This window comes from Streptomyces sp. NRRL S-378 (genome assembly GCF_000720645.1).
GTDB lineage: Bacteria > Actinomycetota > Actinomycetes > Streptomycetales > Streptomycetaceae > Streptomyces.
Genome location: NZ_JOBX01000047.1, coordinates 29,491 through 54,226 on the forward strand (window position 1 = coordinate 29,491; position 24,736 = coordinate 54,226).

The 24,736-nt window shown below is 73.1% G+C and carries 24 protein-coding genes; 6 read left to right on the forward strand and 18 right to left on the reverse strand.

The genetic code is table 11. The features are described 5' to 3' along the window. Positions 1–88: 88 nt before the first annotated feature. Positions 89–2,005, forward strand: coding sequence for an anthranilate synthase family protein (locus IH80_RS0127570; RefSeq protein ID WP_051810022.1), 1,917 nt, complete (start codon positions 89–91; stop codon positions 2,003–2,005). Here the strand turns inward: IH80_RS0127570 and IH80_RS0127575 are convergent. From IH80_RS0127575 to IH80_RS0127595, 5 genes are all read right to left on the reverse strand, one after another. Beyond that, complete coding sequence (locus IH80_RS0127575) at positions 1,974–2,291, reverse strand: hypothetical protein (RefSeq protein WP_030964094.1); 318 nt, start codon at positions 2,289–2,291, stop codon at positions 1,974–1,976. The two genes, IH80_RS0127570 and IH80_RS0127575, sit on opposite strands and share 32 nt — an antisense overlap. Positions 2,292–2,373: 82 nt before the next feature. After that, on the reverse strand, positions 2,374–3,402 hold the full coding sequence (locus IH80_RS0127580; RefSeq protein ID WP_030964095.1) for a 6-phosphofructokinase: 1,029 nt from the start codon (positions 3,400–3,402) through the stop codon (positions 2,374–2,376). A gap of 154 nt (positions 3,403–3,556) precedes the next feature. Then, complete coding sequence (locus IH80_RS0127585) at positions 3,557–4,201, reverse strand: response regulator (protein WP_051810026.1); 645 nt, start codon at positions 4,199–4,201, stop codon at positions 3,557–3,559. A 59-nt stretch (positions 4,202–4,260) separates the two neighbouring features. Then, positions 4,261–5,478, reverse strand: coding sequence for a MacS family sensor histidine kinase (gene macS / locus IH80_RS0127590; RefSeq protein WP_030964098.1), 1,218 nt, complete (start codon positions 5,476–5,478; stop codon positions 4,261–4,263). 40 nt (positions 5,479–5,518) lie between these two features. Continuing rightward, positions 5,519–6,268: a lysophospholipid acyltransferase family protein gene (locus IH80_RS0127595; RefSeq protein ID WP_030964099.1), complete on the reverse strand. Its 750-nt coding sequence runs from the start codon at positions 6,266–6,268 to the stop codon at positions 5,519–5,521. A 170-nt stretch (positions 6,269–6,438) separates the two neighbouring features. Between IH80_RS0127595 and IH80_RS0127600 the strand changes: the two genes are divergently transcribed. Together IH80_RS0127600 and IH80_RS0127605 are read left to right on the forward strand one after the other, a co-directional pair. Continuing rightward, entirely contained in the window at positions 6,439–7,218 is a 780-nt protein-coding gene (locus tag IH80_RS0127600) for an alpha/beta hydrolase (RefSeq protein WP_030964101.1), read from the forward strand. Then, positions 7,211–7,798: a hypothetical protein gene (locus IH80_RS0127605; RefSeq protein ID WP_051810024.1), complete on the forward strand. Its 588-nt coding sequence runs from the start codon at positions 7,211–7,213 to the stop codon at positions 7,796–7,798. Before IH80_RS0127600 ends, IH80_RS0127605 begins: the two co-directional genes overlap by 8 nt. 101 nt (positions 7,799–7,899) lie before the next feature. Here IH80_RS0127605 and IH80_RS0127610 read toward each other — a convergent pair whose 3' ends face one another. The 6 genes from IH80_RS0127610 to IH80_RS0127635 form a co-directional block, all read right to left on the reverse strand. After that, positions 7,900–8,667 carry an endonuclease/exonuclease/phosphatase family protein gene (locus IH80_RS0127610; RefSeq protein WP_030964103.1) on the reverse strand — a complete coding sequence of 256 codons (768 nt, stop codon included), beginning with the start codon at positions 8,665–8,667 and terminating at the stop codon, positions 7,900–7,902. Between the two features lie 68 nt (positions 8,668–8,735). Then, entirely contained in the window at positions 8,736–9,677 is a 942-nt protein-coding gene (locus IH80_RS0127615; protein ID WP_030964104.1) for an ROK family glucokinase, read from the reverse strand. Positions 9,678–9,738: 61 nt separating this feature from the next. After that, entirely contained in the window at positions 9,739–10,200 is a 462-nt protein-coding gene (locus tag IH80_RS0127620; protein WP_030964106.1) for a DUF5304 domain-containing protein, read from the reverse strand. Positions 10,201–10,275: 75 nt separating this feature from the next. Next, complete coding sequence (locus IH80_RS0127625; protein WP_030964107.1) at positions 10,276–11,433, reverse strand: ArsA-related P-loop ATPase; 1,158 nt, start codon at positions 11,431–11,433, stop codon at positions 10,276–10,278. A gap of 109 nt (positions 11,434–11,542) precedes the next feature. Then, entirely contained in the window at positions 11,543–11,983 is a 441-nt protein-coding gene (locus tag IH80_RS0127630; protein WP_030765795.1) for an SRPBCC family protein, read from the reverse strand. Between the two features lie 144 nt (positions 11,984–12,127). Continuing rightward, positions 12,128–12,943, reverse strand: a complete 816-nt coding sequence (locus IH80_RS0127635; RefSeq protein ID WP_234432401.1) for a metallophosphoesterase family protein — start codon at positions 12,941–12,943, stop codon at positions 12,128–12,130. A gap of 243 nt (positions 12,944–13,186) precedes the next feature. Between IH80_RS0127635 and IH80_RS0127640 the strand changes: the two genes are divergently transcribed. After that, a complete protein-coding gene (locus tag IH80_RS0127640) occupies positions 13,187–14,983 on the forward strand; it encodes an AMP-dependent synthetase/ligase (RefSeq protein WP_030964113.1) in 1,797 nt (598 codons plus the stop codon). Positions 14,984–14,995: 12 nt separating this feature from the next. Here the strand turns inward: IH80_RS0127640 and IH80_RS0127645 are convergent, their stop codons facing one another. From IH80_RS0127645 to IH80_RS0127675, 7 genes are all read right to left on the reverse strand, one after another. Beyond that, positions 14,996–16,612, reverse strand: a complete 1,617-nt coding sequence (locus IH80_RS0127645; RefSeq protein ID WP_030964114.1) for a GMC oxidoreductase — start codon at positions 16,610–16,612, stop codon at positions 14,996–14,998. 98 nt (positions 16,613–16,710) lie between these two features. Then, the gene (locus IH80_RS0127650) at positions 16,711–17,853 is read right to left on the reverse strand and encodes a glycosyltransferase family 4 protein (RefSeq protein ID WP_030964115.1); all 1,143 of its coding nucleotides are present in this window, start codon (positions 17,851–17,853) and stop codon (positions 16,711–16,713) included. A 20-nt stretch (positions 17,854–17,873) separates the two neighbouring features. Continuing rightward, on the reverse strand, positions 17,874–19,004 hold the full coding sequence (locus IH80_RS0127655; RefSeq protein WP_030964116.1) for a hypothetical protein: 1,131 nt from the start codon (positions 19,002–19,004) through the stop codon (positions 17,874–17,876). Positions 19,005–19,070: 66 nt separating this feature from the next. Next, positions 19,071–20,135, reverse strand: coding sequence for an NlpC/P60 family protein (locus IH80_RS0127660; RefSeq protein WP_030964117.1), 1,065 nt, complete (start codon positions 20,133–20,135; stop codon positions 19,071–19,073). Positions 20,136–20,365: 230 nt separating this feature from the next. Further along, positions 20,366–21,394: a C40 family peptidase gene (locus IH80_RS0127665; RefSeq protein ID WP_030964118.1), complete on the reverse strand. Its 1,029-nt coding sequence runs from the start codon at positions 21,392–21,394 to the stop codon at positions 20,366–20,368. A 252-nt stretch (positions 21,395–21,646) separates the two neighbouring features. Further along, positions 21,647–23,011 (reverse strand): NYN domain-containing protein, encoded by a 1,365-nt coding sequence (locus tag IH80_RS0127670; RefSeq protein WP_030964119.1) that lies wholly within the window; start codon positions 23,009–23,011, stop codon positions 21,647–21,649. A 43-nt stretch (positions 23,012–23,054) separates the two neighbouring features. Further along, on the reverse strand, positions 23,055–23,294 hold the full coding sequence (locus IH80_RS0127675; RefSeq protein WP_030964121.1) for a hypothetical protein: 240 nt from the start codon (positions 23,292–23,294) through the stop codon (positions 23,055–23,057). Between the two features lie 124 nt (positions 23,295–23,418). Here IH80_RS0127675 and IH80_RS0127680 point away from each other — a divergent pair, with 124 nt between their 5' ends. After that, positions 23,419–24,153, forward strand: a complete 735-nt coding sequence (locus IH80_RS0127680) for a rhomboid family intramembrane serine protease (RefSeq protein WP_030964123.1) — start codon at positions 23,419–23,421, stop codon at positions 24,151–24,153. Then, positions 24,150–24,431: an Lrp/AsnC family transcriptional regulator gene (locus IH80_RS0127685; protein WP_030036325.1), complete on the forward strand. Its 282-nt coding sequence runs from the start codon at positions 24,150–24,152 to the stop codon at positions 24,429–24,431. Before IH80_RS0127680 ends, IH80_RS0127685 begins: the two co-directional genes overlap by 4 nt. Positions 24,432–24,736 lie beyond the last annotated feature (305 nt).

Sequence of the window (24,736 nt, forward strand, 5' to 3'; positions counted from 1 at the left end):
GGCCGCCCCGAGGGGCGGCCTTCCGCGTTCCCGGCCCCGGCGCCGGCAGCGAGAGCCGCTCCTCCCCCGACGGAAGGACGCTCCGCCCATGGACACCAGCCGACCGAACCGACCCGACGCACCCGGCCCGCTGGGCCGGCTGCTCGACGGCTCCTGCCCGCCGTTCGCCCTGCTGCGCCGCCGGACCCCCGGCCGCGACCACGACACCGTCGAGGTGCTCCTCGGCCCGGTCCACGAGGCCGCGCGTCTCGCCGACCTGCCCGTCGGCCCGCTGCCCACCCTCGCGCTCGTGCCCTTCCGGCAGATCCGGGAGCGCGGGTTCGACGTGCGCGACGACGGCACGCCGCTGATCGCGCTGGTCGCCGAGGAGGTCTACGAGATCCCGCTCGCCGAGGCGCTGGCCGCGCTGCCGGAACACGCGGTACGGGTCGACGACGGCGGTTTCGACGTCTCCGACGAGGAGTACGCGGACACGGTGGAGCGGGTGATCCGGGACGAGATCGGCCGGGGCGAGGGCGCGAACTTCGTCATCCGGCGCACGTTCGGGGGCCGGATCGACGGCTTCGGCCGGGCGGACGCGCTGGCCCTGTTCCGGCGGCTGCTGGAGGGCGAGCGGGGCGCGTACTGGACGTACGTCGTCCACACCGGCGAGCGCACGCTGGTCGGGGCCAGCCCCGAGGTCCACGTGCGGATGGCCGGGGGCACGGTCGTGATGAACCCGATCAGCGGGACGTACCGCCATCCCGCCACGGGACCGACCGCCGACGCGCTCCTCGCCTTCCTCGGCGACCGCAAGGAGACCGAGGAGCTGTCGATGGTGGTCGACGAGGAACTGAAGATGATGTGCACGGTCGGGGACCGGGGCGGGGTGGTCGTCGGGCCACGGCTGAAGGAGATGTCCCACCTCACGCACACCGAGTACGAGCTGCGCGGACGCTCCTCGCTGGACGTGCGGGAGGTGTTGCGGGAGACGATGTTCGCGGCGACGGTGACGGGCTCGCCGGTGCAGAACGCCTGCCGGGTGATCGAGCGGTACGAGAGCGGTGGGCGCGGTTACTACGCGGGCGCGCTGGCCCTGCTGGGCCTGGACCCCGCGGGGTCGCAGACGCTCGACTCCCCGATCCTGATCCGGACGGCCGACATCGCCCGGGACGGGCGGCTGCGGGTACCGGTGGGCGCCACGCTGGTGCGCCACTCCGATCCGGCGGGCGAGGTCGCGGAGACGCACGCGAAGGCGGCGGGGGTGCTGGCCGCGCTGGGGGTGCGGCCGGCGGCGCCGCGGCCGTCGTCCGGGGGCGCGCGGCTGGCCGACGACCCCCGGGTGCGGGCGGCCCTGGCCGCCCGGCGGGCCGACCTGGCCCCCTTCTGGCTGCGGATGCAGGAGCGGCCCACCGCTCCGACGGGCCGTGCGCTGGTGGTGGACGGCGAGGACACCTTCACGGCGATGCTGGCGCACGTGCTGCGGGTGGCCGGGCCGGAAGTGACCGTACGGCGCTTCGACGAGCCGGGGCTGCGGGAGGCCGCCCTGGCCTGGGAGGGCCCGGTCGTGCTGGGCCCCGGGCCGGGCGACCCGACGGACTCCGCCGACCCGAAGATGCGTCTGCTGCGCGGGCTGGCCGCCGAACTGCTGGCCGGACACCGCCACGGCCTGCTGGGGGTGTGCCTCGGGCACGAGCTGATCGCCGCCGAGCTGGGCCTGCCCCTGGTCCGCAAGGCGGAGCCGGCGCAGGGCGCGCAGACCCGGATCGCACTGTTCGGGGCCGAGGAGGTGGTCGGCTTCTACAACACCTACACCGCGCACTGCGACGACGCTGGGGCGGCCCGGCTGGTGCAGGCGGGCGTGGAGGTGTCCCGCGACCCGGTGACCGGCGAGGTCCACGCGCTCCGCTCGGCCGGCGGCGGCTTCGCGGGCGTGCAGTTCCACCCGGAGTCGGTCCTCACCCTGCACGGCCCGGACCTGCTGCGCGACCTGCTCACCGCCGTCCGCACACCGACCCCGGCCTAGGGGGTGTCCTGTCGGTCGCTGCCCGGGCCCGGCCGACCGACCGGATCAGCTGCCAGGTCAGGACCGGGCCCAGGACCGCCATCCCGTACAGGAAGGCGGTGAGGTGGTCGGCGGCCAGTGCCACTGACACCGGCGCGCCGACGGCGGGGTCGGCGAACGCCAGCCATGGGTCCACCCGCTCTCCCGGCACGGCCCGGAGAGCGGGCCGCAGGGCCCGGACCGCATACACGAGCTGCACCGCGGCCATGGCGAGCAGGAACCACCGGCCCGCAGAAGGAACGTCCACGTACCGAAGCTAGTCCACCGCTCACGCCTCTCGTGCGGCCGTCCGGTGAAGCGCAGGTCAACTCGCGGTGCAGCAGCGGCGTTCAGCCGAAGAAGACGCCGACCTCCTGGTAGAGGGCGGGGTCGACGGTCTTCAGCTTCGCCGTGGCGTCCGCGATCGGCACCCGGACGATGTCCGTGCCCTTCAGCGCGACCATCTTCCCGAAGTCCCCTTCGTGCACGGCGTCGATCGCGTGCAGCCCGAACCGGGTCGCCAGCCACCGGTCGAAGGCGCTCGGGGTGCCGCCGCGCTGGATGTGCCCGAGGACGGTCGTACGGGCTTCCTTGCCGGTGCGCTCCTCGATCTCCTTGGCCAGCCATTCGCCCACGCCGGACAGCCGGACGTGCCCGAAGGAGTCCTTGGTGCCGTCCTTCAGCACCATGTCGCCGTCCTTGGGCATCGCGCCCTCGGCGACCACGACGATCGGGGCGTAGCTCGCCTTGAACCGGGAGGTCACCCAGGCGCACACCTGGTCCACGTCGAAGCGCTGCTCGGGAATGAGGATGACGTTGGCGCCGCCGGCGAGCCCCGAGTGCAGGGCGATCCAGCCGGCGTGCCGGCCCATGACCTCGACGACGAGGACCCGCATGTGCGATTCGGCCGTGGTGTGCAGGCGGTCGATGGCCTCGGTCGCGATGCCGACGGCGGTGTCGAAGCCGAAGGTGTAGTCGGTCGCGGACAGGTCGTTGTCGATGGTCTTCGGCACGCCGACGCAGGGGATGCCGTACTCGTCGTGGAGGCGGGCGGCGACCCCGAGGGTGTCCTCGCCGCCGATCGCGATGAGCGCGTCCACCTCGTACTTGGCCAGGTTGTCCTTGATGTCGCGCACCCCGTTCTCCGTCTTGAACGGGTTGGTGCGCGAGGAACCGAGGATGGTGCCGCCGCGGGGCAGGATGCCGCGGACGGCGGGGATGCCCAGGGGGACCGTGCGCCCCTCGACCACTCCCCGCCAGCCGTCCTTGAACCCGACGAACGCACAGCCGTACTCCTGCTCGCCCTTGCGGACGACGGCCCTGATCACCGCGTTGAGCCCGGGGCAGTCGCCGCCACCGGTCAGCACTCCGACCTTCATTGCATCTCCCTTCGCCATGACGGTCACGCTAGTGGTGACGCAGGTCACAGCAGGGGATCTGAAGGGGGCAATTCCGGTGGATTCGCGGGGCGTTGTGTACGCCCGTTCACTCGTACGGGGACGTAAGTACGATCGACGCCCGCGTGAGCGGCGGTCAGGCGTCGTCGAGGCCCGCCTCTATGGCGTACCGGACGAGCTCCACACGGTTGTGCAACTGCAGCTTGCCCAGGGTGTTCTGGACGTGGTTCTGCACGGTGCGGTGGGAGATGACGAGCCGTTCCGCGATCTGCTTGTACGAGAGCCCCTTGGCCACAAGCCGCAGCACTTCGGTCTCGCGGTCGGTCAGCTGCGGCGCCTTCGGCTCGTCGGAGGCCGTCGGTGCCGGGTCGGTGGCCAGGCGCCGGTACTCGCCGAGGACCAGCCCGGCCAGGCCCGGGGTGAAGACCGGGTCTCCGACGGCGGTGCGGCGGACGGCGTCGATCAGTTCCCCGGCGCCGGCGGACTTCAGCAGGTAGCCGGTAGCGCCGGACTTCACCGCCTCCAGGACGTCCGCGTGCTCACCGCTGGCCGACAGGACCAGGACCCGCAGCGCCGGGTTGGCGCCGACCAGCTCCTTGCAGACCTGCACGCCCGGCATGCCGGGCAGGTTGAGGTCGAGGACCAGGACGTCGGGGTTGACGGCGCGGGCCCGGCGTACCGCTTCGGGGCCGTCGCCGGCCGTGGCCACCACGTCGAGGCCGGCGGCCGCCAGGTCGCGGGCGACCGCGTCGCGCCACATCGGGTGGTCGTCGACGACCATCACCCTCGGCTCGCTCCGGTCCTGCGGCTGCTGCGGGTCGTTCACTTCGGTGTGCTCGCTCACTTCTTGTCCGTCCTGCCCCTGGGTACCTTCAGTTCCACTTCGGTGCCCTGCCCGGGGACGGACACCAGATCGGCGCTGCCGCCGAGGTCGCGCAGCCGGCCGCGGATCGACAGGGCCACGCCCATCCGGCCCTCGCCCTCCGCCTGGTCCAGGCGGCCCGCCGGGATGCCGGGGCCGTCGTCGCGGACGGTCACGATCACCTCGTCGCCCCAGTCCTCGACGAGGATCCACGCCCTGGCTCCGTCCCCGGCGTGCTTGCGCACGTTGTCGAGGGCGGCGCCGACCGCGGCCGCCAGCTCCTTCGCGGCGGGCACGGGCAGCGGTACCGGAGTACCGGGCTCGGCGAAGCTCACCCGGGACCCGGCGTGCGGGGCGAGGAGCGTGCGCAGGTCCAGCTCGCCGTCCTCCGCACCGGGCCCGTCGTCCTCGTAGGCGTCCACCAGCGCGCCGCGCGACTCGTCGCGGGAGATCCGGGAGGGCTGCACCAGGCCGCTGGAGACGAGCGTACGCAGGGCCACCTCCTGCTCCCCCGCCAGCCTGCCGAGCTCCTCCGCCTCGCCGCCCAGTTCGGTGCCGCGGCGCTGGACCATGGCGAGGACCTGGAGGACGCCGTCGTGGATGTCGCGGGCGAGGCGCTCGCGCTCGCGGGTGGCGGCCTCGATCTCCAGGGCGCGGGCGAGGGTGTTCTCGCTGGCCCGGGCGACCTCGACGACGTAGCCGATGGCGACGGAGGCGACCCAGACCAGCAGGACGTTGTGCAGGGTGTCCCGGGTGGGCTGGCCGGTGTGGATCACCATGTTGGCCATGGCCACGAAGGTGGAGGCGAAGCAGGCCCAGCGCCAGCCGCCCTTGATGGCGAAGCCGAGGACCGCGCCCGCCGTCCAGATGGTGGGGAGGGTGGGGCCGCCGGCGGTGATCCGCTCCTGGGTGTCGACGATCGGCGTGAGCAGGATCCCGACGATCGCGACGGTGAGGTCCGCGACCAGGAACCCCTTGGTGCAGCTGGCGGCGTTCGACACCTTGCGGTAGGTGGCGAGGGTCCACACGGCGAGCACGGCGAGGTAGCCGGCCGCGGGCCAGGGGTGCGGGAACTGCTGGTACGCCGAGGCGAACAGCAGCACCGCGTAGACCATGGTCAGCAGCCGGTACGCGGTCAGGGCGCGCCAGAGCGGCTGCTCGACCGACATGCGTACGACGCGTTCGCGTTTCGCCATCTCCCCCACCCCCCCCGACGGGCGGTCCCGCCGCCCGCCGCTACTCGCCCTTGTCCGCCTTGTCGCCCTTGTCGGCCTTCTCCGCCCGGGCCGCCTTCTCGGCGTCCTTGGCCGCCTTCTCGGCGTCGGCGATCTGGCGCTTGGCCGCCGTCGCGTAGATGTCGACGTACTCCTGGCCGGAAAGCTTCATGATCTCGTACATGACCTCGTCGGTCACCGAGCGGAGGATGAAGCGGTCGTTGTCCATGCCGTGGTAGCGGCTGAAGTCCAGCGGCTTGCCGATCCGGATGCCCGGGCGCATGAGCTTGGGGATGACCTTGCCGGGCGGCTGGATCTTCTCCGTGTCGATCATCGCGACGGGGATCACGGGCGCGCCGGTGGCCAGTGCCACGCGGGCGAGGCCGCCGGGCTTGCCGCGGTAGAGGCGGCCGTCGGGTGAACGCGTGCCCTCGGGGTAGATACCGAACAGCTCACCGCGTTCGATGACCTCGATGCCGCTCTTGATGGCGGCCTCGCCGGCGCCGCGGGCGCCGGAGCGGTCCACCGGGAGCTGTCCGACGCCCTTGAAGAACGCGGCGGTCAGCTTGCCCTTGACTCCGGGGGAGGTGAAGTACTCCGCCTTCGCGATGAAGGTCACCTTCCGGTCCAGCACGGCCGGCAGGAAGAAGGAGTCGGAGAAGGACAGGTGGTTGCTCGCGAGGATCGCCGGCCCCTCCGCGGGAATGTTCTCGAGGCCCTCCACCCACGGCCTGAAAGCGAGTTTCAGGGAACCGCCGACGGAGAACTTCATTGCGCCGTAGATCAACTCGAAAGCCTTCCTGTGTCTGTCGAACAGACCTTATCCCGTGCCCCCGCCTGCAGGGGCCCGACGACCCTGGCCGGTGCCACCCCGGTCGCGTACGGTGAAGTCACACAGAGCAACGCACCCGCCCGACGTACGTCATGATCAAGGAGACCCTGGTGCCCGTCCTCCCTGGAGCCGAGCCGTTCCGCCACGAGGGCGGAGAGGTCGGCGTCCTCCTCTGCCACGGCTTCACCGGTTCCCCGCAGTCCCTCCGCCCCTGGGCCGAGTACCTCGCCGGGCGGGGCCTGACGGTGTCGCTGCCGCTGCTGCCCGGGCACGGGACGCGCTGGCAGGACATGCAGCTCACGGGCTGGCAGGACTGGTACGCCGAGGTCGACCGCGCCCTGCGCGAGCTGCTGGACCGGTGCGCGCAGGTGTTCGTCTTCGGGCTGTCGATGGGTGGCGCGCTGACCTTGCGGCTGGCGGCCAAGCACGGGGACGCCATCAGCGGCATCGTGCTGGTCAACCCGGCCAACAAGGTGCACGACCCGCTGGCCTTCGCCCTGCCGGTCGCCCAGCACTTCATCCGCTCGACCCCCGGCATCGCCAGTGACATCGCGAAGCCCGGCTCGGTGGAGGTCGGCTACGACCGGGTCCCGACGCGGGCCGCGCACTCGCTGCGGAAGTTCCTGCAGCTGGTGGACGCCGAGCTGCCGCAGGTGACGCAGCCGCTGCTGCTCCTGCACAGCCCGCAGGACCACGTGGTGCCGCCCGTCGACTCGGCGCGGGTGCTGGCCCGGGTCTCGTCGACGGACGTGACGGAGACCCTGCTGGAACAGAGCTACCACGTCGCGACGTTGGACCATGACGCGGAGCGGATCTTCGCGGACAGTTTTGCGTTCGTCGGCCGACTGGCGGAGAGCGTGGGCAGGGAGGGGGCGGAGGCCGGTGGCTGAGCACGAGGAGCAGTCGGGCGGTATCCCGCCGCTGGACGAGGAAGCGGCGTGGGCCGCGATCGTGGCCGGGTACGGGCAGGAGCCGCCGGACCCGCCGGGGTCCCGGCCGTTCCGGCCCGTCGAGAACCTCCTGCTGCCCGAGGAGGACGTCAAGCCGCTGCCCGCGGAGCCGGGCCGGGACGCCGAGCCCGAGCCCACGTCCGAGCCCGAGCCGCCTGCCGCGCCGGCGCCCGCACTGGGCAGCTCGGTGGTCTTCGCCCCGGGCGTGGGCATGGCGGGCCCGCGTGACCACTCGCTGGCGGAGCCGGACGACGACGACCTGACGCCGGCGGACGAGGGCCATTTCGTCCAGCCCGAGCCGGAGCTCCCGCCGGCGGACACGACGGCGAAGTTCGCGTGGCTCGCGGTGGTCGGCGGCCCGGTGCTCCTGCTGCTGGCGGTGCTGCTGCAGTGGGACATGACCTGGTGGCTGACGACCCTGGGCATCGGCGGCTTCCTGGGCGGCTTCGCGACGCTCGTCGCCCGCATGCAGCACGGCGACGACGAGGACGACGACCCGGGCCGCGGCGCGGTCGTCTGACCGAACCCGGCGGGGCTGCCCTGCGGTCCCGCCCCGTCGGCGCCCGAGACGCGGGGGCCGGGGCAGCGCCCCCGCAACGGCGACGCACCCGGACCCCGGAACTATGCGACGGCCGGCAGCCGCAGCGCCGCCAGCACCGGCAGGTGGTCCGTCGCCGACCGCAGGTCCGCCCCGGACACCCCCGCCAGCCCCGCGGGGACCCCGCAGGCCAGCACCTCCACCCCGGCCGTGGCGAAGACCGCGTCGATCCGCCGGTCGGGCGCCGTCGCCGGGAAGGTCCGCTCCCCGCCCCACGGCGCCACCGACCAGCAGTCCTGCAGCACGGAGGCGAGCCGTCCGAAGGCGGGGCCGTCCGGACCCTCGTTCACGTCCCCCGCGACGATCCCGTACGGGGTGTCCAGCGCGGCCACCCCGTCGAGGACGAGGTCCGCCTGGGCCCGCCGCTGCGCCCGGTCCAGGGACAGGTGCGCCGAGACCACCCCCACGCGCACGCCCCCGATGCGCACGACCGCGGTGGCCAGGCCCCGTCGGTGCAGTCCGGGTGTGTGCGGGAGCAGTACGTCCTGTGTCCGCTCCACGAAGACCCGCAGCGAGCACAACAGGAGCGGTCCGGTCGCCGTCGCACCCCCGCCCAGCACCACCAGGTCGCACTTCCTGGCCAGCCTCGCCGCGTGTTTGCGCCACCGGAAGAACCGCGGCGCCTCCTGTACGAACACCAGGTCCGGCTCACAGGCGCGGATGACCCGGACCAGTGCCTCCTCGTCGTCGCGCAGCGAGCGGATGTTGTAGCCGAGCACCCGGATCACGGCGGAACCGTCCGGCTCCGTACGGGACTTCGGCAGCGAGGGCAGCGACAGCGACTGGTCCATGTACCGCAAGATACGCAGCCGCCCGCCGCTCCCCCAAGGGGCGCGGCGGGCGGTCCGGGTGGAAGGCGTCAGCCCTGGCGGGCCAGGTCGGCCGCGCCGACGAGTCCGGCTTTGCCGCCGAGCTGCGCGGCGAGCACCTGGGCGTGCGGACGCCAGGCGCCGCCCACCAGCCAGCGCTTGAAGGACTTGCGGATCGGGTCGAGGACGAGGTCGCCCTCGTCGGAGACGCCGCCGCCGACGATGAACGCCGACGGGTCGAACAGGGACGCCAGGTCTGCGAGTCCCGCACCGGCCCAGCGGGCCAGTTCACGGAAGGCGTCGATGGCCACCAGGTCGCCCTGACGGGCGGCCTCGCTGATGTGCTTGCCCTCGATGCCCTCGGGGGTGCCGTCGCCGAGCGCGAGCAGGATCGCCGCGTTCTCGGGGGTGGCGTTGGCGCGCTGCTTGGCGTAGCGGACGAGCGCGCGGCCGGAGGCGTACTGCTCCCAGCAGCCCTGGCTGCCGCAGCCGCACAGCAGGCCGTCCGGGACGACCCGGATGTGGCCGAACTCGGCGGCGACGCCGAAGCGTCCGCGCCGCAGCTTGTTGCCGATGATGATGCCGCCGCCCAGGCCGGTGCCGAGCGTGATGCAGATGACGTCGTCGTGGCCCTGGCCGGCGCCGAAGCGGTACTCGCCCCAGGCTGCGCAGTTCGCGTCGTTCTCGACGACGACGGGCAGGCCGATGCGCTGCTCGACCTTGTCCTTGAGCGGCTCGTGGCGCCAGTTGATGTTCGGCGCGAAGAGTACGGTCGCGCGCTTGTCGTCCACGTATCCGGCGGCGCCGATGCCGACGGCTTCGATGGTGTGGTTGCTGCTGACCTCGGAGACGGCGGCGCAGATGGCCTCCGTCACTCCGTCCGCGGTCGGCGGGGTGGGCACCTTGTACGTGTCAAGGATCGTGCCCTCTTCGTCGACCACGCCGGCCGCGATCTTCGTGCCGCCGATGTCGACGCCGATGGTGAGTCCCATTAGTCCCTCGGTTTCCGGTCAAACCCCGCCACGGCCAACGGTACCCGAGGGCGCCGTGGGTTCAGTCGAGATCGATCCGCTCAGCCGGGCCGTCGTCGGGGCCGTCGCGGCGGGGGTCGTGGTCCGCGGGCGCCTGCCGGGGGGTTCCGGTCTCGCCGCGGGTCCAGCGGCCCTCGTGGCCCTCGACGGCGGTGCGGTAGGCGGCGAGGAGCTCGGAGCCGGCGGCCGCGAGGTGGTCGAAGACCTCGGGGTTGCGTTCGATGACTGGCTTCGCCGCGCTCTTGGCCTGGTCGACGATCTGGCGCACCGCGCCCTGGGCGGCGGCGCCGAACAGCGGGTTGTTCAGTCCGGAGACCTTGTCGGCGACGGCCTCGAAGAGCTTGAAGAGCTCCTCGGCGGCGGTCCCGGTGGTGCCGGGGCCCGCCTGGCCCTGCCCGCGCAGGCGCTCCTTCTCGGCGGCGAGGTCCTCGGCACAGGCCTTGGCCCAGGCGTCGTCGGTGGGGCGGTCGGTGGCCTCGCTCATCGCGGACTCTCCTGAGGCGGCTGCTGGGCGTGTGTGCTGTCTACCTTCGACGGTACCCGAACGGGGGTATCCGGTTCAGCGCGTACGGGGCCACAGGCCGGGGTCCGGGGTGAAGCGGATGCGGAGCTCGCCGTCGGTGAGGGCGGCGCCGGAGACGGTGCACCGGCGCAGCGCCGAGGGGAGCGGAACGATCCTCCGGTGCGGGCCCGCGGTGAGCAGCAGCTCGTCGCCGCGGCGGACGAGGTCGAGGTCGCGCTTGTGCGCGCCGGGCAGCGGAACCACCCAGACGAGGACCCCGTCGTCGGCGAGCCGGTCCTCGACGGGCCAGGCCCGGCGCGGGGCGGGCCGGTCCGGGACGAGTCCGCCGGGGGCGGCGAGCCGGTCGAGGTCGTCCTGGCCCTGGGGGTCGGGTCCGAGGTGGGCGAGGGCGACGACGGGGCCGTCGCCGGCCCACTGGGCGGCGTACTTCTCCTGCTGGGCGGCGAGCCCGGCGAGCCAGGGGTCGGCGGAGCCGGGCGGGACCGTCCGGTTGGCGACGACGTCGCGGACGGGCAGCTGCTGGAGGGCGAGGCCCAGCCGTCCCGTCCGGAGCGCGTCGGCGGCGGCCGGTCCGGGCTCGGCGACCAGGCGCACTTCGGTGGTGTCGGCCTCGACGACGGCCTGGACGGCGGCGAGCTCCTCGTCCCAGCGCGCGGCGGCCTCGTAGAGCCACTGCGCGGGCATGGGCACCCCGGCCAGCTGGGCCAGTACGGGCCGCAGGGCGCGGGCGGCCTGCTTCTCGGCGGGGAGCAGACGGGCGAGGTAGCGGCGCAGCTGGGCGGGCAGGGCGAGGGTGGCGACGGCCTGGTGGAGCGGGGGCAGGTCGACGACGACGAGGTCGGTGGCGGGTGCGGCGGCGGCCCGTCGCAGGGCGCGGAGCAGGGCGAACTGTTCGGAGCCGGGCAGTTCGGTGAGTTCCTCGGCGCCCAGCGGCCGGGCTCCGACCAGGGAGAGCAGGGCGGATCCGCGTTCCTGGAGGGCGACGAGTTCGTCGCGGAACTCCTGGCCGGAGTCCACTGCGGCGACCCTCAGGCCGGGCGGGAGCGGGTCGCCGAGGAGTTCGGCGAGCGGGTCGCCCGGGTCGCCGGAGAGCAGCAGCACCTGCCTGCCCCGGCGGGCCGCGGCGAGGGCGGTGGCCGCCGCCACGGTGGTCCGCCCGGCCCCGCCGGGGCCGGTGATGAGCAAGGTGTGCATGTGCGGGTGCTCCGGGTCGGTGGGGTGCGCCGCCGTGCGGGGTCCGCGGCGGGATCCCGTGGGGAGGGGCCGTGTCCGGCGGCCGGGCACGGTACCTCCCCGGGGTCGGTCAGACGGACTCGACGCGCTTCTTCAGGCCCGCCAGTGCGCGGTCGATGATGACCTTCTCGGCCTTGCGCTTGATCATGCCGAGCATGGGGATCTTGACGTCGACGGTCAGCTGGTAGGTGACCTCGGTGCGCTTGCCGCCGTCCACCGGGGCGAGCCGGTAGGAGCCGTCGAGCTGGCGCAGCATCTGGGACTTGTCCAGGGTCCAGCTGACCTCGTCGGTGCCCTTCCAGGTGTAGGCGAGGGTGTGGTCGTCCTTGATCGCGCCCGCGTCGAGCAGCAGCCTGACCTTCTCGGCCCGGCCGTCGGCGTCGGTGGCGAGGACCTCGGCCTCCTTCACCTCGCCGGTCCACTCGGGGTAGCGGGCGAAGTCGGCGATCACGGCCATCACGTCGCCGGGCGCGGCGTCGATCGTGATGCTTGAGCTGGTGTGTTCCGCCATCGCGGTCGCTCCTCCGGAGATTGTTCGAGGATGTGTACGGCCTCCGGCCGCCGCGTGAAGGCTACCGCGCGTGTGGACGCCGCCACTCCAGTGGCTCCCCGGGTCCGCTGCGAGCCGTCCGGAACCGGCCGGTTCCCGGCGCTGTCACCACTCCATGACCCAGGGGCGGCCGGTCGAGGCGAAGTGTCCGACGTTCACGCACTCGGTGGCGCCGATCCGCATGCGGCGGGCGAGCGGCTGGTGGACGTGGCCGAAGAGGGCGTAGCGGGGCCGGGTGCGGCGGATGGCGGCCAGCAGGGCCTCACTGCCGCGTTCGAAGCGGCGTGCGACGGTGTCGTAGCAGAGCTCGGGGACCTCCGGCGGGATGTGCGAGCACAGTACGTCGACCTCGCCGAGGGCCTCGACCTTGGCGGCGTACTCCTCCACGTCCACTTCGTAGGGGGTGCGCATGGGGGAGGGGAGTCCGCCGCCGACGAAGCCGAAGACGCGGCCGGCGATCTCGACCCGCTGTCCGTCGAGGACGGTGAGGCCGTGGCGGTCGGCGTACTCGGGCCACAGGGCCGGGATGTCGACGTTGCCGTAGGTGGCGTAGGTGGGGCGGGGGAAGGCGGCGAACATCTCCGCGTACTGGCGGCGTACCGCGTCCTCGATCATGCGCTCGCGGTCCAGGCCCGCCCACAGGCGCCGGCCGAGGGCGTGGGCCTCCTCGAAACGGCGCTGGGTGCGCAGCTCGACGATGAGGTCGGCGTTGTCGACGCCGAAGAGATCGGGGAAGATCCCGCGCGAGTGGTCGGCGTAGTCGAGGAAGAGGACGAGGTCGCCGAGGCAGATCAGGGCGTCCGCGCCGTCGCCGGCGCGGGCGAGGGCCTCGGTGTTGCCGTGCACGTCGCTCACGACGTGGACCCGTGTGCGGCTCGATCCGCTCGTGCCGTTCTTCCCGTCCCGCATGCTGCCAGCCATGCGGCCAACCCTAGGGGGGCTGGTGAGGACCTGGTAGTGGGCTTGTGAAAGCGGGGCCTACCTGCGGTTACTTCCGAGTCTCCGAGGGGGTCGACTACTGTCGGCGCGTCGGGGCCGGACCGTGCGAGTGCAGAATGTGACGCACGGAACATCTGGCCGGTTCCCTCTATCGGGAACCCACTACCGGTGGGTAACGTCCGGTCGGTCCACATGGTGGCGATGGCGCCCAGAGGAGCAGCAGTCTTGCGCGAGTTCAGCCTTCCGGCCCTGTATGAGGTCCCGTCGGACGGGAATCTGACGGATCTCATCCGCCGCAACGCCGCCCAGCACCCAGACACCGCCGTCATGAGCCGGAAGGCCGACGGCCGGTGGCAGGACGTGACGGCGACCGAGTTCCTGGCCGAGGTGCGCGCCACGGCCAAGGGCCTGATCGCGGCCGGCGTCCGGCCCGGCGACCGGGTCGCCCTGATCTCCCGCACCCGCTACGAGTGGGTGCTGATCGACTTCGCGATCTGGAGCGCGGGCGGCGTCACCGTCCCCGTGTACGAGACCAGCTCCCCCGAGCAGATCCAGTGGATCCTCGGCGACTCCGGCGCGGTGGCCGCCGTCGTGGAGAACGCCGGGCACGGCAAGGCCGTGGCCTCGCTGCGCGACCGCCTGCCGGAGCTGCGCGACGTCTGGGAGATCGAGCAGGGCGCCGTGGAGGCGCTGAAGGCCGCGGGCGCGGCCGTCACCGACGCCGAGGTCGACGAGCGCAGCAGCCTCGCGAACGCCGACGACCCGGCCACCATCGTCTACACCTCGGGCACCACCGGCCGCCCCAAGGGCTGCGTGCTGAGCCACCGCAACTTCTTCGCGGAGTGCGGCAACGCGGTGGAGCGCCTGAAGCCGCTGTTCAAGACCGGCGAGTGCTCGGTGCTGCTGTTCCTGCCGGCCGCGCACGTCTTCGGGCGCCTGGTGGAGGTGGCGGCCGTGCTGGCGCCGATCCGCCTGGGCTGCGTACCGGACATCAAGAACCTCACCGACGAGCTGCAGTCCTTCCGGCCCACGCTGATCCTCGGCGTCCCCAGGGTCTTCGAGAAGGTCTACAACTCGGCGCGCGCCAAGGCGCAGGCCGAGGGCAAGGGCAGGATCTTCGACGCGGCGGCCGACACGGCCATCGCCTACAGCCGGGCGCTGGACACCCCGCGCGGCCCGTCCTTCGGGCTGAAGCTCAAGCACAAGGTCTTCTCGAAGCTCGTCTACAGCAAGCTGCACGCGGTCCTCGGCGGCCGCGGCGAGTTCGCGATCTCCGGCGGTGCCCCGCTGGGCGAGCGGCTGGGCCACTTCTTCCGCGGCATCGGCTTCACGGTCCTGGAGGGCTACGGCCTGACGGAGTCCTGTGCGGCGACGACCTTCAACCCGTGGGACAAGCAGAAGATCGGTACGGTCGGCCAGCCCATGCCGGGCTCCGTGGTGCGCATCGCGGACGACGGCGAGGTGCTGCTGCACGGCGAGCAGATCTTCACGGGGTACTGGAAGAACGAGACGGCGACCGCCGAGGCGCTGACCGACGGCTGGTTCCACACCGGCGACGTCGGCACCCTCGACGAGGACGGCTACCTCACGATCACGGGCCGCAAGAAGGAGCTCATCGTCACGGCGGGCGGCAAGAACGTGGCCCCCGCGGTGATCGAGGACCGGATCCGGGCGCACGCGCTGGTCGCGGAGTGCATGGTGGTCGGCGACGGGCGGCCGTTCGTGGCGGCGCTGGTCACGATCGACGAGGAGTTCCTCGGCCGTTGGGCGGCGGAGAACGGCAAGCCGGCGGGTGTGACGGCGGCGGAGCTGCGCGAGGACGCGGAGCTGATCGCCGCCGTCCAGCAGGCCGTCGACGACGGCAACGCGGCGGTTTCCAAGGCGGAATCGGTGCGGAAATTCCGCATTCTGCCCTCCCAGTTCACGGAGGAGTCCGGTCACATCACGCCGTCGCTGAAGCTCAAGCGCAACGTGGTGGCGAAGGACTACGCGGACGAGATCGAGGCGCTCTACCGCGGCTGACCGCGGCCCCGGCTAGCGGAGGTCCTCGGCGAGGATCCGTGCCATGTTCCGCTCGGCGAGGGCGGTGATGGTGACGAACGGGTTCACGCCGAGCGACCCCGGGACCAGGGAGCCGTCCACCACGTACAGCCCCTGGTACCCCTTGGCCCGCCCGTAGGCGTCGGTCGCGTCCCCGAGGACGCAGCCGCCGAGCGGGTGGTAGGTGAAGTCGTCGGCGAAGGCCCTGTTCCCGCCGAACAGGTCGTAGCGGTAGATGGTGAAGTTGCGCCGGTTGATGCGGTCGAAGAGGTTCTTCGCCGCGTCGACCGCGGGCGTGTTCTGCTCCCGCCGCCAGTTGAGGCGGGCGGAGTCGGTGGCCGCGTCGTAGGTGAAGTGCCCGCGCTCCGGATTCCTGGTGATGGCCAGGTACATCGAGATCCAGTGTTCGAGGCCCATGGGGAGCGGGGCGATCTCGGCGAAGACCGGGTTCGCGGCGTTGTCCCAGTCGTCGATGCCGAGGGCGGGCATGGTGGCCTGGTGGGCGCCGACCGTGTCCCAGAGGTGGTTGGCGCGTGCGGTCATGACGTTGCCGTTGGGTCCCCAGCCGCGCCCGACCTGCTCGCTGAGCGCGGGCAGCGCGCCGGTCTCGCGGGCCCGCAGCAGGATCTCGGTGGTACCGAGGCTGCCGGCGCCGAGGAAGAGTTGCCGGCAGCCGAGTTCGCGGACCTGGGTGACCCTTCCGGTCACGTCGCTGGTCCGTACCGTCAGGACGTACCCCCCGGCCGGGTCGGGCCGTACGCCGACCACGCGCTGCATGGTCTCGATGGTGACGTTGCCGGTGCCGACGGCGGCGGCGAGGTAGGTCTTGTCGAGGCTCTTCTTGCCGTGGTTGTTTCCGTAGATGACCTCCCCGGCCAGTGCCGAGCGGGGCGCGGTGCCCGCCGCCTCGCGCTTCATGTGGCCGAAGTCGTAGACGTTGGGGACGAAGACGGTCTTCAGGCCGGTGTTGTGGGCGTGCTTGCGGGAGATCCGGGCGAACCGGTACCACTCGGTGGACTCGAACCAGGCGGGGTCGATGTCGTTCACGCCGAGCATGGCGCGGGCGCGGGGGTAGTAGGTGCCGTACATCTCGTCGGCGTCGACGCCCGGGAAGACCTCGGTGAAGTACGAGCGCCGGGGGGTGGGCGCCATACCGCCGTTGACGAGCGAACCGCCGCCGACGCCGCGTCCCACGTAGACGGACATGGCGCCGTGGTTGACCCGGTCCAGGACGCCGGGGTACGGGCTGATGTCGCGGTTGACCACGTCGAGCCAGAGGAACTGCGCGAGCGGGGCCTCGGTGCGGGTGCGGAACCACATGGAGCGGTGGTCGGGGGCGGAGGTGGAGGGGAAGACCTTGCCGTCCGGTCCGGGGGTGTCCCAGAGCCGGCCCATTTCGAGGACGACGGTCCGCACGCCCGCCTGCCCCAGCCGCAGGGCGGCGACGGCGGAGCCGTAGCCCGAGCCGACGACGACGGCGGGGGCGTAGGGGGCGGCGGCGGGCTCGACGGCGGCGGCGGAGGCCGCCCCGATCCGGGTGAAACCGAGGGCGGCGGCGGTCGAAAGGGCGCCGAGACCCAGCATGTGACGGCGCGTCAGGTTGGGTGTCATGGCCGCATCATGAGCGGAATCCGGCCGTCCGCCCAGACGCGGTATTGACAGACATCCGAGGAACAGTCAGACATGGCGGCGCCCGCCGGACCGCCCCGCTACAGCAGCTCGCGCAGGCGGTCCGCCAGGAGGTCCCAGCGCCACTTCTCCTCGACCCAGGCGCGGCCGCGTTCGCCCATCCTGGCGCGCAGGTCCGGGTCCTGCAGCAGGGCCGCGATCCGGTCCGCGGCCTCCTCGGGCTCACCGCCCCGCACGACCCAGCCGGTCTCGCCGTCCAGCACCGCGTCCGGCGCTCCGCCCGAGTCGCCCGCGACCACCGGCAGACCCGTCGCCGAGGCCTCCAGGTAGACGATGCCGAGCCCTTCCACGTCGAGGCCACCGCGCCGGGTCCGGCAGGGCATGGCGAAGACGTCGCCCGCGCCGTAGTGCGCGGGCAGCTCGGACCACGGGACCGCCCCGGTGAAGACCACCGACGACGCCACGCCCGTGGCCGCGGCCAGCGCGCGCAGGTCCGCCTCGTACGGGCCGCCGCCGACGATCAGCAGCACGGCGTCGGGGACCGCGGCCAGGATCCGCGGCATGGCCTCGATCAGCGTGTCCTGGCCCTTGCGCGGGACCAGCCGCGACACGCACACCACCACGGGCCGGTCCGTCAGGCCGAGCCGGGCCCGCACCTCGTCGCCGCCCGACGCGGGGTGGAAGGTCTTCTCGTCCACCCCCGGCGGGAGTTGGACCATCCGCGCCGCCGCCCGGTCGGTGACCGCCGAGGCGATCCGGGAGCGCGTGTACTCCCCCAGGTACGTCAGCGTGTCCGTGCCCTCGCCGATCCGCCGCAGCAGTTGCCGCGCGGCCGGCAGCTGGGCCCAGCCCGCCTCGTGCCCGTGGGTGGTCGCCACGATCCGCCGGGCGCCCGCCCGCCGCAGCGCCGGACCCATCAGCCCGAGCGGGGCGGCGGCCCCGAACCACACCGACTCGCAGCCGTGTTCACGCAGCAGGCCCACGGCCCGCCGTGTCACGCGCGGGGTCGGCAGCAGCATCGTCGTACGGTCGCGGACCACCTGGAACGGCTGTTCCGCGTCGAAGGCCGCGGTGGCCTCGCGGCCCTCCGCACTGTGCTTCCACGTGGAGGCGTAGACGACGACCCGGTCGGGATCCAGCCGTAGCGCCATGTTGTGGAGGAAGGCCTGGATGCCGCCCGGACGCGGCGGGAAGTCGTTGGTCACGATCAGGGTCTTGTGCATCGCCTGCCGACAGTACCCGCTCAGCGCAGCTCCTCGCGAAGGGACTCCTGCCAGGCCTTCGTCAGCCCGGCCCCGTCCACCCCGAGGGTCGCCCGCAGCGCGGTCTCCAGCGGTTCGCGGCCGGCCCGCCCGTACAGCTCCACCAGGGCCTCCTCGCCCCACTTCGCCGCGATCAGCCGGCAGGCCAGCCATGCGCCCTCGTACGCCCGCGCCGTCGCCTCCGGGTCACCGCCGAAGGCGAAGTCCTCCGTCCGGGGCAGCTCCCCGGGCAGCGCACCGCGCCGCACCGCCCGGGCGAGCGCCGGGGCGGCCCGTTCGGGGGCCGTGGCGGCGCCCCGGTAGGCCGCCCAGTCCGCGAAGCCCTCGGAGAGCCACAGCGGGGTGGTGGCGGAGGTCGCCGAGCGCGTGGCCACGTGCGTGACCTCGTGGGTCAGGATGATCCGGCGGCCCTCCGCGCCCAGCCCGGCGTACCCCTCAGGATTGACCACGACCCGGTCCGCGGGAGCCGGGCCGGTGCCCACCCGGCCGGTGGTGACGGCGCCCAGCCCCCGGTAGGTGTCGGCGGGGCGGCCCAGCAGCCGTGCCATCGCGTCCAGGGAGCCGGGGACCAGGACGACCACCCGCCCCGCCCAGGGCCCGGGCCAGGCCGCGCTCGCCGCGGGAACCGCCCGGTCGGCCTCGGCCGCGATGTCCCGCAGCGTCCCGGCGCTCTGCCCGGCCCCGCCGAGGACCAGGGAACGCGTACCGGCGGCCACCTGCACCGGGCCCAGGTCCCACAGCTGCGGCAGGGCGCCCGGCGCGGGCCGGTCGCCGGTGACCCGCCAGACCCCGCCCTCCCGGACGAGGTCCACCTCGCGCGCGGACTCCTCGGGCGCCGTGTCGTAGCCGGCCAGCCGGTGGCGCAGCCGGGCCGTGGCGACGGCCCGCGCGCCGTCCCGCCGCACCGAGGAGACCTCGTACGACCGCTCGGCGAAGGGAATCCCGGCGAGCCCCTCGGGGGTCGCCCGCGACCAGTCGGCGACGGCCTTCCGGACGTCGCGCCCGACGGTGTCGGCGGGGCCGGCCGGCCCCGGACCGCATCCGGCGAGCAGCGCGCACAGCAGGAGCACCACGAGCGGCAGGGCGCGCGTCGGACGGCGGACGGGGAGCATCCGCCGATCGTACGCAGGGTGCCGCGGACGGCGGGGGCGGCGGGGGCCGGTCCGCCGCCGGCCGGGTCAGGGGCGGGTCACCGCCGACACCGGCATCATCCCGACCGGGTCGTAGCGCACCCGGGCTCCGGGGTAGGGGGCGTGGACCACCTGGCCGTTGCCCACGTACATGCCGACGTGGCTGGCGTCGGAGCGGTACGTCACCAGGTCGCCCGGGCGGGCCTGCGAGAGCGGCACCTGGCGCCCGGCGTGCCGCTGGGCCTGCGAGGTGCGCGGCAGCGAGACGCCCGCCTGCCGGTAGGACCAGACCATCAGCCCGGAGCAGTCGAAGCCGGAAGGGCCCGTGGAGCCCCACACGTACGGGCGGCCGACGGCGGCCCGGGCCGCCATCACGGCCGCTGCGGCGCGGCCGGAGGAGGGGCCGTCACCGCCCAGCGGACCCAGGTCGGGCAGGGCTTCGTGGCGCCCGCCGGAACGCGAGGAGCGCTCGAAGTCGGCCCGCTCCTCGGACGGCATGGAGTTGAGGAGCCGCTGGGCGGCGGCGAGTTTGGCGGTGACGGCGCGCTTGTGGCGGGCGACGTCGGAGCGCAGGGCGTCGAGTTCGGCGAGTTTGCGGGAGGCCTCCGCACGCACCTGGCCGAGCCGGCGCTGCTCGTGGCGCAGTTCGTCGAGCCGGCGGGCCTGGCGCTCGGTCAGCCGGTCCAGGGCGGCAGCCTGTTCCAGGTAGGAGTCGGGGTCCTGGGCGAGCATCAGTGCGACGGCGGGGTCGATGCCGCCGCTGCGGTACTGGGCCCCGGCGAAGGTGCCGAGGACGCCGCGCATGGTGTTGATGCGCTCCTGGCCGCGGGCGACCGCGTCCTGGGCCCGGTTGACCTCGGTGCGGAGCCTGTCGGCCTTCTCGCCCGCCTCGTTGAAGTGCTCGGTGGCCTGCTCGGCCTCCTCGAAGAGCCGGTCGACCTGGGCGCTCACGCCGGATCTCGTGCCGCCACCGGGCTCGTGCGGGAGGCCGGGGGCCGCGCCCGCGGGTGCGCCCGCCATGGCGACCGCGGCGGTGGCCGCGGCGGCGGTGAGGACGGTGACCTTGGTGTTCCGGTCGAGGCCGCCGAGCCCGGGCCGACGATGGGACGCCATGTGAACCCGCTCCCTTCCGCTGGGCGGGCCCGGGTCCGCCCCCGTGGACGGCCGTGTGCCGGGTTCCGCGCTGGCAGACAGTAGCCGTGCGGCCACGCACCGACCAACGACCGGTGGCGGGGGCACATGCCGACGCCCCGCCGGAGACGCAGGTCACCGGCGGGGCGTGTGGTCGGAGCGGGGCCGTGGAATTCGCCCGGATGGGCGGCGTACGGCGCGTCCGTCGGCCGTCAGCCGATGCGGACGCCGAACTGGAACGGCATGTTGTCCATCGACTCGTACTTGACGCCGCCGCGCGGGTTCGAGGCGTGCAGCGTCATGTTGTTGCCGGCGTAGAGGCCGACGTGGTGCAGGTCCCCGTAGAAGAAGACCAGGTCACCGGGCTGGAGCTGGCTGCGGCCGATGCGGGTGCCGTCGTTGGCCTGGGTGTAGGTGACGCGGCTGATGTTGACGCCGGCCTGCTTGTACGCCCACTGCGTCAGCCCGGAGCAGTCGAAGGAGCTGGGGCCCTCGTGGCCCGAGATGTACGCGCTGCCGACCTTGGTCTTGGCGGCCGCGAGGGCGGCTCCGGCGCGGCCGGAGGCCTTGACGTCGCCGAGGTCGACGCGCTGGCCGTCGGCGCGGCTGGCGCGCGTCTCCTCGTCCTTCAGCGCGGCACGCTCCTGCGCCGTGAGGGTGTTGAGGAGGGCCTGGGCGGCGGCGAGCTTCTCGGACGAGACCTTCTTCTTCTCGGCGAGCTCCTTGCGGGTGGCGTCGAGGTCGGTGAGCTTGCCGGAAGCCTCCTGACGCTGCTGCGCGAGGGTGCGCTGCTTCGCCTGGATCTTCTGGACCGCTTCGACCTGCTTGCCGCTCAGGTGCTCCAGGGAGGAGGCCTTGTCGAGGTAGCTGTCGGGGTCCTCGGAGAGGAGGAGGGCGAGGGAGGGGTCGATGCCGCCGTTGCGGTACTGGGCGCTCGCCATCGAACCGAGCACGCTGCGCAGCTCGTTGAGCTCGCTCTGGCCGCGCGCGACCTGGTCCTGGATCTGCCCGATCTCCTTCTCGAGCGTCGCCTGGCGCTCCTTGGCCCCGTTGAACTTCTCGGTGGCCTGCTCCGCCTCTTCGTAGAGGGCGTCGACCTGGCTCTTGACCTCGTCCTTGCTCGGCTTCGCCGGCGCGGCGGAGGCGCTCTGCGCCGTGAGGGCGACGGCTGCGGCCGCGACGGAGGTGAGCACGGTCACACGAGCGCGGGTCGGCTGCTTGGGTCGACGGTGGGACGCCACGAAGGCGATCTCCTTCTTCCTGGAGCCGCCGAAGAACGCAACTCGGCAGCACCTTCGCTGCCACCCCGAATGAGTGATCCACCGCACGAAGGTTTGAGCAGACCCTAGTGACCCGGCTGTGATCAGTTCAAATCCTGTCGGGAAAAAACTCGGGCCCCGACCAGGTTCTTTACCTTCAGCGCACGCTCCGTGCCGGGTACTTGACGGTGCGTCCTCCACAGAACCCACCAATTCCGGCATTCGCCGCGGGAGTTAGGAAACGCGCGAAAGCCGCTTCAGCAACAAAGCGGACGTTACGGGCCGCGCTCCGGCCTTGGCCACCCCGTCGGCGACCTCCCGGTCCGTGGACACCACGACCACCGGCCGGCCCGGCGGCTCCGCCCGCACCAGCTGCCGGATCAGCTCGTCGGCCGTCACCCCGGCCTTGGAGAACAGCACCCGCACGCCGCGCGGCGGCGCGAGCAGCACCGGGGCCGCCAGCTCCGCACCGTCGAAGACACAGGTCATCTCCGCGCCCGTCTGCGCGGCCAGCATCGACAGCCCGCCCAGCAGTCGCAGCCGCTGCTTCTCCAGCGGCATCGTCGGATAGCCGGTCTTGGTCACGTTGTAGCCGTCGACCACCAGATGGGCCTGGGGCAGCGCCAACAACTGGTCCAGCAGCGCCGGATCGGTCTCCGACAGGGCGCGCGCCGCGATGTCCTTCGGCGTCATCCGGCCCGGCTCCACCGCGTCCACCGTGTCGGCCGGGCGGGTGTTCACCGGCGGCAGCGCCAGCTCGCGGCGCAGCCCCTGCGCCGCGTCCAGCACGGTGTCGAGCAGCAGCCGCAGCCGCATGTCCTCGATGCTGCGCCCCTCGCGGGTGGCCCGGCGCGAGGTCTCCAGCGCCGTCTCCACCTCCGAGAGACGGGACTTGAGCCGCCGGTTCTCGCTCTCGGCGGCCGCCACGCGGGTCGCGGCCTCGCCGCGGATCCCGTCGATCTCGGCGGTCACCTTGCGCAGGGCCGCCTCGCCGCGCTTGACGTCGCTGAGGGCACTGCGCAGCCGGCGCTGAAGCGATTCCGCTTCCTTGCGCGCCGCCTCCAGCTCGGCCCGTACCTGCTCACCGCCCGTGCGCTGCAGCTCCCGTACGTGCTCCAGCTCCTCGCGCAGCCGCTCCAGCTCGCGCCGGCTCTCCTCACCGACCCGCTCGGCGTCGGCGCGCTGCGCCTCCTCGCCCGCGGCGGCCACCAGCTTGACCCATCCCGCGGGCCGCAGGACGAAAGCGGCGGCCGCCACGTCCAGCGGGTCCGCGGCGGCCGGCGGCGCGCCGGACTCCAGCGCGCCGGCCAGGTCCGACTGCGCCTCGCGCAGCTTCTCGGCGACCCTGCTGCGGAACACCGGGTCGGTCTCGACCGCGGCGGCCATGGCGTTGCCCGCGAACTTGGCGCGCCGGGTCGGGGTGAACCGGGCGTACTGGCGCAGCTGCGCCGGCAGGTCCGCGACCGTCAGCGCGCCGAAGGCGTCCGAGACGAGCGCGACGACCCGGCGCCGCACGCCTTCCGGCAGCGGGCGGTCGAGCGCCTCCGCGGCGTCGTCGGCCGCGTCGGCCGGCCCGGCGCCGCTTGCTGGCTCCACAATCCGTCACCCCTACCGTGATGGTCTGCCTGCGGGCGGGGCTCCGTCAGGAGTCCGCGCCCGGCCTGTCCACGAGTTCGATCTGGTCCACCGCGTTGCACCAGCGACAGCGGACAGACTCGATGGTCTCATTGACCACCTCGCGCTCCTCGACCTTGGGCTCCCCGGCAAGGTCCAGGTGGATGTACTCGACGACCTTCGACGAACGGGTGACGTCGAAGCGCGTGAGGTTGCCGCACAGGGTGCAGCGCCACCGCGTGGAGTCGGTCGGCAGGGGAACCGTCATCTGGCTGCTCTCTCCTTCGTAGCTGATTCAATTAAAGCGGTCCGTTCGGCCGTCCGCGTCGGCCTGAGCACCGCAGCTCGTAACCCTACGGCCTGCCACCGCTCCAGGGGGGTCGCGTTGCGTCATGCTCTGTCACATGATCGTAAGGTGGCGGACCGTGCGCGAAACTGCCCGGGGACCGGTGGTCACCCATGCGCTGATCGCGGGCTGTGCGGTGGTGTTCGTCCTGAGTCCCGCGTCGGGGCTCAATCCCGTCTACGGAACCGGCGACGGGCTGCTGGCCGCGGGCACCGCGTACTTCCGGCGCTGGGGCGTGGTCCCGGACGAGCTCTTCACGGACACCCCTCGCGCCTGGCTGACGCCACTGACCGCGCTGTTCGTCCACGGCAGCTGGCTGCACCTGCTCGGGAACATGCTCTTCCTCTTCGTCTTCGGCGCGATGGCCGAGGAGCGGATGGGCCGTACGGCGTTCCTCGTCTTCTACCTCTGTACGGGCTACCTGGCGCTGGCGGCGTACGCGGCGGCCAACGCGGAGTCCGCGCAGACGCTGGTCGGCGCGTCCGGCGCGATCTCGGCCGTCCTGGGCGCCTTCCTCTTCCTGCTCCCGCGGGCGAGGGTGACGAGCCTGTTCCCGTTCCTCTTCTTCCTTCCGCTGCGCTTCCCCGCGTGGATCGTGCTGCTGTTCTGGTTCGCCCTCCAATGGGTTGCGGCGCACCGCGCCGACAGCGGGCCGGGGGTCGCCTATCTGGCCCATCTGGTGGGGTTCTCGCTCGGCTTCCTCTCCGCATGGGCCCGCTATCGGGGTACGACTAGAGTGAGGCGACCAGCGACGGCCACCGAGGGAGACAGCCAGCCGTGATCACCGCGATCGTGCTCATCAAGACCAGCGTGGACCGCATCCCCGAGATCGCCGAGTCCATCGCCGCGCTGGACAGCGTCAGCGAGGTCTACTCCGTCACGGGGACGTACGACCTGATCGCGCTGGTCCGCGTGAACCGCCACGAGAACCTGGCCGACATCATCCCCGGCCGCATCAGCAAGATCCCGGGCGTCGAGGCGACGGACACGCACGTGGCGTTCCGCACGTACTCCCAGCACGACCTGGAAGCGGCGTTCGCCATCGGCCTGGACGCCTAGGCCCCTGCGGTCGGCTCGGCGGTCCGGCCCCGGCGTGGCGCCCTGCGGGCGGCTCGGCGGTCGGCTCTGGCTCCGGCCGGGCGGGCTCGGCGGTCCGGCCTCGGCTCCGGCGCGGTGCCCTGCAGGCGGCTCGGGGGGTCCGGCCTCGGCTCCGGCGTGGTGCCTTGCGGGCGGGCTCGGCGGTCCGGCTCCGGCTCCGGCTCCGGCCGGGCGTGGTCGGTCTGAGTCGGGGAGCGGCTTGCCCTGCGGGCGGCTCGGTGGTGGGGGTCGGGGAGCGGTGCCGGCCCGGGGTGTCTCCTCGGCTC